This is a genomic window from Salimicrobium humidisoli, from assembly GCF_002295105.1.
GTDB classification, from domain to species: domain Bacteria; phylum Bacillota; class Bacilli; order Bacillales; family Halobacillaceae; genus Salimicrobium; species Salimicrobium humidisoli.
This window is the reverse complement of sequence record NZ_NSGH01000011.1, coordinates 88,765-94,874: the sequence shown is the minus strand read 5'-3', so window position 1 is coordinate 94,874 and position 6,110 is coordinate 88,765. Positions and strand designations below refer to the sequence as shown.

8 protein-coding genes are annotated in these 6,110 nt (G+C 40.6%); 5 read left to right on the top strand and 3 right to left on the bottom strand.

What is annotated here, in order from left to right; genetic code table 11:
* The first annotated feature begins 186 nt into the window (after positions 1 to 186).
* Together CKW00_RS08460 and CKW00_RS13950 are read left to right on the top strand one after the other, a co-directional pair.
* Positions 187 to 828, top strand: a complete 642-nt coding sequence (locus CKW00_RS08460) for a RipA family octameric membrane protein (RefSeq protein ID WP_095822224.1) — start codon at positions 187 to 189, stop codon at positions 826 to 828.
* A 422-nt stretch (positions 829 to 1,250) separates the two neighbouring features.
* Entirely contained in the window at positions 1,251 to 1,412 is a 162-nt protein-coding gene (locus tag CKW00_RS13950; protein ID WP_095822223.1) for an ATP-binding protein, read from the top strand.
* Here the strand turns inward: CKW00_RS13950 and CKW00_RS08450 are convergent.
* The 3 genes from CKW00_RS08450 to CKW00_RS08445 form a co-directional block, all read right to left on the bottom strand.
* A complete protein-coding gene (locus tag CKW00_RS08450; protein WP_233129753.1) occupies positions 1,407 to 2,042 on the bottom strand; it encodes an HNH endonuclease in 636 nt (211 codons plus the stop codon). The genes CKW00_RS13950 and CKW00_RS08450 overlap by 6 nt on opposite strands.
* A 296-nt stretch (positions 2,043 to 2,338) precedes the next feature.
* Positions 2,339 to 2,527, bottom strand: a complete 189-nt coding sequence (locus tag CKW00_RS13590; RefSeq protein ID WP_143544239.1) for a hypothetical protein — start codon at positions 2,525 to 2,527, stop codon at positions 2,339 to 2,341.
* On the bottom strand, positions 2,514 to 2,951 hold the full coding sequence (locus tag CKW00_RS08445) for an FAD-dependent oxidoreductase (protein WP_095822222.1): 438 nt from the start codon (positions 2,949 to 2,951) through the stop codon (positions 2,514 to 2,516). Before CKW00_RS08445 ends, CKW00_RS13590 begins: the two co-directional genes overlap by 14 nt.
* Positions 2,952 to 3,297: 346 nt before the next feature.
* Between CKW00_RS08445 and CKW00_RS08440 the strand changes: the two genes are divergently transcribed.
* The 3 genes from CKW00_RS08440 (at position 3,298) to CKW00_RS08430 (ending at position 6,055) form a co-directional block, all read left to right on the top strand.
* On the top strand, positions 3,298 to 3,570 hold the full coding sequence (locus tag CKW00_RS08440; protein WP_095822221.1) for an AbrB/MazE/SpoVT family DNA-binding domain-containing protein: 273 nt from the start codon (positions 3,298 to 3,300) through the stop codon (positions 3,568 to 3,570).
* Between the two features lie 18 nt (positions 3,571 to 3,588).
* Positions 3,589 to 4,008 carry a type II toxin-antitoxin system death-on-curing family toxin gene (locus tag CKW00_RS08435; protein WP_095822220.1) on the top strand — a complete coding sequence of 140 codons (420 nt, stop codon included), beginning with the start codon at positions 3,589 to 3,591 and terminating at the stop codon, positions 4,006 to 4,008.
* Between the two features lie 526 nt (positions 4,009 to 4,534).
* A complete protein-coding gene (locus CKW00_RS08430; protein WP_095822219.1) occupies positions 4,535 to 6,055 on the top strand; it encodes an AbgT family transporter in 1,521 nt (506 codons plus the stop codon).
* The last annotated feature ends 55 nt before the right edge of the window (positions 6,056 to 6,110 follow it).

Genomic DNA, 6,110 nt, shown 5'->3' with positions numbered 1-6,110 from the left:
CCCATATTCCAAATATCCCCTTTATTTTCATATAAAGGTTTCGACCGCAACCATAAACTTCTATAGTTCTAAAGAAAATGGACGAAAAACGAAGAAATTCTAAGAAAACGTTAATTTAAAGAGGGAGACTATAACATCGAATATAATAAGCGGTTCACAAACGACAATATTCCTTCTGAGGAGACCTTGAAAAGGGAAGCATTAAAACATGCATTGGATATTAGAAAGTTTGAAATAGAGCTTTATTGGAAAAGAGCTACATATTTCTGGGGGTTCTTGATTGTTATTTTTGGAGGGTATTTTGCAGTGCTTGGTTCGAGTGTAGACTCTGTACTTAAACATAAGATACAATTAATCATCAGCTGTATAGGAATAGTATTTTCAATAGGGTGGTTTCTTGTGAATAAGGGTAGCAAGTATTGGCAAAATAACTGGGAAAGACATGTGGATAGATTAGAAAATGATGTTATGGGACCCCTATATAAGTCGTATCTAGTACAAAAGAAAGGAAAAAAGCTAGACTTTATAGTTGAATCATCTAACTACTCTGTTTCTAAAATTAATCAAATATTAAGCTTCTATTTAGTGCTTGTATGGAGTCTTATAACGTTTATTAATTTAACTACTGTAATAAATGATTACTGGATTTCAATAAACGTATTATGTGTAATTCCGGATGCAATCTATGATTTACCTATCTTATCAGTAGGAATTTTTTTCATTACAGTGATCTTTTTGATTCTTATAATTAAACAAGGGAAATCCAGAAACTATAAAAACTCATATACTGAAGAGAGTGAAGAACACTTTTCTTTTAGAGATGAATAAATATACTACCCTGTTTCTTTATATCAGATACCAATTTTAATTGTTAGCAGGTACTAAAAAGATGCAATAAATGATGACGTAAAATAGTTTGTGTAAAGCTCTTGAAGACAAAAAAAGAGGTAGGGTATCCTCATATGCCTTTCTAGTGATATTTTGTATAAGAACGTTATCAAACATATTTATAATGTGTTTTAGAGCTATGCGTCGGGTGTGTAATGCAATCTAGTAATCAAGAAGTATGCAAGCGAAATCTTAGAACATTGCAACCTATAATTTATAAGTTAATTCAAGTTCATTTGAGGTGGAGAAACGAGAATGATAGCTTGATCGGTTAAGCCAGTTCCCTTGCAACTACTGGCTTCCTAGCTTTTGAGTTATTTTCGTAGAGACTTTAGGTCAAATGAAAATTTTCTTTCGATGAAATCAATGCGCATACACTCTTTCGAATCATATCTAGGAGTTATGCGCATGGGGCTATGATTGTGATCTCTCAAAAGTCTTATGTAGGATGGGGAAAAATCTTTGGAGACAAGTTATTGCCACAGCCATCCTTAATCGACTCATTCACGGTTCTACCTTTATAGCCTTCCTGACGTTAGAAATAGTCCGTACACATTTTCTCTATGATATTTAATACTATCATGTGAGGGCATAAAAAATTTGTCCTCAGGAATAGAGATTTTTTGCCCTTCGTAACTCTTCAAGAAGTCACTTTCTACACTCGGATGCACTAAAAGAGTATAATCTTCGTTTAAGGTAAAGAAACCTTTGTCAAAGGACCAATGGATATCTCTGCTGAGAGCTAAACCGTTGCTTGGCAAGAAAGAGCCGCCGTGGCTTTTAGGTTGAATATGGGCTGCCTCTATGTTCATAAACTGACCATATTTAATCACCCTACCAGTTACAGCACACTTGCCTTTATATGCCGTCATTGTGAAGTCTCTAAAGCTAGTGGCTGAAAACAGATTAGCAATTTCTGTGTCTGATGTTTCAATTTTTTTAGTGACACTTGTATCTACAGCAGCTTGTAAAGGGATATTGTTAATAGAATCAATTTTGTTGTCGATCTCCTCAATTGATTCATTTATTCGATGATCTTCTGTGAAGAAGATCCTGAGGTTCGCAGTTTCTTTATGCGTCATAAACATCTTATCGAAGACGGCTATTACGACGGTTATTTTTCCATCATTAGGCCACCCTTGGAACTCAATCACGATTCAGATTAGCTTCTGTTAAAAGGTAGGCTATCCTAAAGTGAATGATAAAATTAACTAAGGAAATTATTCTTACCTCTACGAGTAAAGGGCGAAGTGAGCTCGGATATCAAATAAAACCAATAAAAAAGACGCCCTGAAAAGGACGTCTTTTCGTATATCTGCGGCAAGTGACAGCACTCCACATAGTGCTTTACCAAAAGGCGTGTCAATCTTGTCTTATGCAAATCAGCTCATCGCGAGATTTAGCATAACATATATTCAGGAAAAAGGGTAGGGCATCAGAAATTGTTTTGTTAGTCATAGGTTTTCCTGTTTTCAGCCCGTACTATATCTTTTAGGTTTACTGGAACTCCGGGGATGAAAAAGCAGTACTCTAAAAATAAGGGCACGGCTAAAATCCGATCAGTTTCGTGCTTCCCGATGCTGAATAAATAATGGGCTGCTCCATCCAGATATACGAAGTCAGTATCACGAACGTCCATAAGAGTAGCTGAACGATTTTCCGGATTGAACCAGTTGCCGTACTTTATTTAAACGAAGCGACTCATATTTATCCAGGGCCTTCACTGCCGCATCTCCCTTTATAACTTTCGCAACACACTTACCTAGTTCAGCAGCATCCTGCAGCGATTCGTTAAAGCCACTGGCAGTTATTGGTGCCGGCACATGGGCAGCATCGCCAATCAAAGCAATCCGTTCCTTGACCAGATCGTCGGGCACGTATTCTTTTATTGGTATGCCGGTGAGGTTGCGCGTTCGGATAGCTTGAAGCGTTGCAGATACCCACGGTTCAGGCCATTTTGCACGAGCTTGGTTACTAAGCTTGTCCAGCGTCTCTTCCGGAATATCCGCTCCCTTAAGCGAATGATGCACGTTCACCAAAGCTAAAATTTCATACTTTCCCATCTTCAAATAAGAAGGGCAGCAGTCGCTATTGGTTTATTAGATAACCACGTCCTTTAATGGAAGTATGCAAGGTTGCTAAATGGAAATAAAGTGCCCAGTTTTAAGCAATATCTTTACTATTCGTCTTTCACTTTTTTGCGGTCTTCAAATTTATCTGAAGCGATGGTCTTCATAGTATCTAATTAACGCAGTTGGAAATGAAATAGAAGGAAAGTACTTCTGCTTAGTTCGATGTATAGATGCATAAAGAGAATTGTGTTATTATTGTAATAACAATAATAACTATATTGATAAAAGGTTAAGGTATGTCTTTTCTAGTCCAACATAGGAAGGAGACCGTGAAGAAATGGGCGTGAAAGAAATGAAGAAGAAAAATTACACCCGCAAAGTGAGTCAAGTAGGAAATAGCCTTTCTTTTAACCTCCCTAAAGAACTTACGGACTTGCTTGAGATTACAAAAGGGGAGGAACTTCAAATAACTTATAATGAAGAAGAAGGTGGAATTGTGGTTAAAAAAGCTAACCGGGTACCGGAGGGGATTCGTCCAGAAATGTTGAAAGCTATGAACAGAGCCGTCGGGAAGTATGATCAGGCACTTCGTAACTTAAAAGACAGGTGAGGTGGTTTTGTTTAAAGAATGATCTGTTTAAACGGGGAAGAAATAGAGTTCTTACATTACACGATTATGGAGTATTATGATGACTCTGATCAGGCTGGTATAAAATCAATCGAAGCCTTTGAAGCAATGGTGGAAAGACCAAAAACGAAATTATTTGGTAAAGAACAATTTCCTGCTATCTTTCAAAAGGCTTGCTGTTACTTTCATTCAATTGTGAGAGGTGGTCATATTTTCCATAATGGAAACAAAAGGACTGCTCTTACCGTTTTTGAGACTTATTTGAACGTGAATGGCTATGAGCTTACTTTATCCAATGAACAAGCTGAGGATTTCGCCGTTTACGTTGCTACAGACGATAAGTTTAAAACGAATGAATGTATTGATTTGTTATTGGAAGAAGTATATGACTTTATTGAGCCGATGTATGACAAGTTATAATCATGTGGCGAAGTGAAAATATGTCAAATGGAGAAAAAGGAGGAGGAGCTGCTTAGGAACAGCTCCTCCTCTTTTTGGTGTGCCCGGCATGGGCTATAACTAGGTGGTGAAAGTCCACTACAGGCTTGGCAGTAGGAACTGTTAGCCAATGGCAAGGGTGTCCACCGTGAAGTGGAATCTGAAGGAAGCCGGAGGAACAATCCCGGACTGATGGGCAGAAACTGAAGATAAGACTGGGCTGAAATGGCCAGGTTTGCCAAACGAAACGAAGTCCCATACTGACCGATTTTCGTCCAGTAAACACAGCAGTGACAAGAGAGGAGAGTTATCCCTCTTACCCGAGGAGTTCTTACGAGGGGTTCCGCCAATAAAATTCGGAATAATAGTAATTTTACGTATTTTCGGAAGCGTCTTCAATTTTTCTCGGTATGCTTTATACTGAAAACTATGGCAATAGATAAAAGCGTCTTCAGTATAAATACTTACTTCCGGTTTTATCTATACAACAAGAGAGGGGGAACTAACATTGGTTGAAAAACGAAAGGGAATGTTTCAAAAAGGATTGGATGGTATCGAATACATAGGAAATAAACTGCCCCATCCGATTACACTGTTTGCGATTCTGGCACTGCTGGTGGTTGTGCTGTCTGCTATCGTTTCCAGTTTCGGCCTGAGTGTTGAGCATCCCGGTGAAGAAGGGAAGATGGTCGAAGTAAACAACCTTCTCAGCGCGGATGGCATTGAATATATTTTCTCCAGTATGACTGAGAACTTCATCGGGTTCGCTCCGTTAGGGGTCGTTCTGGTGACGATGCTCGGGATCGGAGTGGCCGAGAGAACAGGGCTGATCAGTGCGTGCTTACGCGGATTCGTGCTGTCTGTTCCAAAATCACTTATTACATATGGTCTTGTATTCGCAGGTATCATGTCCAGTGTCGCTTCTGACGCCGGTTATGTAGTGTTACCGCCACTCGGCGCCGTCATCTTTGCAGCGCTCGGCCGTCACCCGTTAGCGGGACTCGCCGGCGCATTTGCGGGTGTGTCTGCAGGGTTCAGTGCCAACCTGTTCTTATCCGCGACGGATCCCTTACTGGGAGAATTGACGATTGATGCTGCGGCTATCATCGATCCCGCCTATGCGGAGACTATGACCATAGCGATGAACTACTATTTCATCATTGTTTCTGTATTCCTGCTGACATTTGTAGGGGGATGGGTGACAGAGAAAATCGTCGAACCACGTCTCGGAGAATATAAAGGTGAATTCCGTGAAAAATTGGAAGGGCTGGATGCTGCAGAGAAGAAAGGGTTGATCTGGGCAGGTATTTCTGTCGTTGTAGCAATCGTACTTATTTCTCTATTGATCCTTCCACCCGGAGCTCCTTTGAGAGGAGAAGACGGAGGGATTATACAGTCTCCGTTCATGAGCTCACTCGTGCCGGTCATTACTATTCTATTCTTTATCCCTGGACTGTTTTACGGCATTGCCGTCAAAAACATCAAAAATGACAAAGACGTTGCTAACCAGCTGTCCGAAACAATGGCTTCCATGGGCATGTTCATTGTGCTTGCTTTCACTGCCGGACAATTCGTAGCCTACTTTTCGGAAACGAACATGGGGCTCGTCATCGGTGTGTATGGTGCGGAGTTATTGGAATCGGTCAACCTGTCGGGGATTCCGTTAATCTTAGGTTTCATTCTGGTAGCCGCTTTTATCAACTTGTTCATAGGCAGTGCGTCTGCAAAATGGGCGATGATGGCACCGGTGTTTGTACCGATCATGATGCAGCTCGGTTATTCTCCTGAGTTAACGCAGATGGCCTATCGTGTGGCAGATTCCACAACGAACATCATTACGCCTCTGATGACTTATTTCGCTATCATCATTGCGTTCGCTCAGAAATACGATAAAAACATGGGAATCGGAACGCTGATCTCCGTTATGTTCCCGTACACGATCTTTTTCCTCGTATCGTGGACCATCATGTTAATCGTCTGGATGCTGCTTGGCATAGACCTCGGACCAGGTTCTCCTATTCACTATTAAGGAATCAGCCGGGTACTGAAAAGTTATGCAATCCGGTTTCATCGAAAAACTCCGA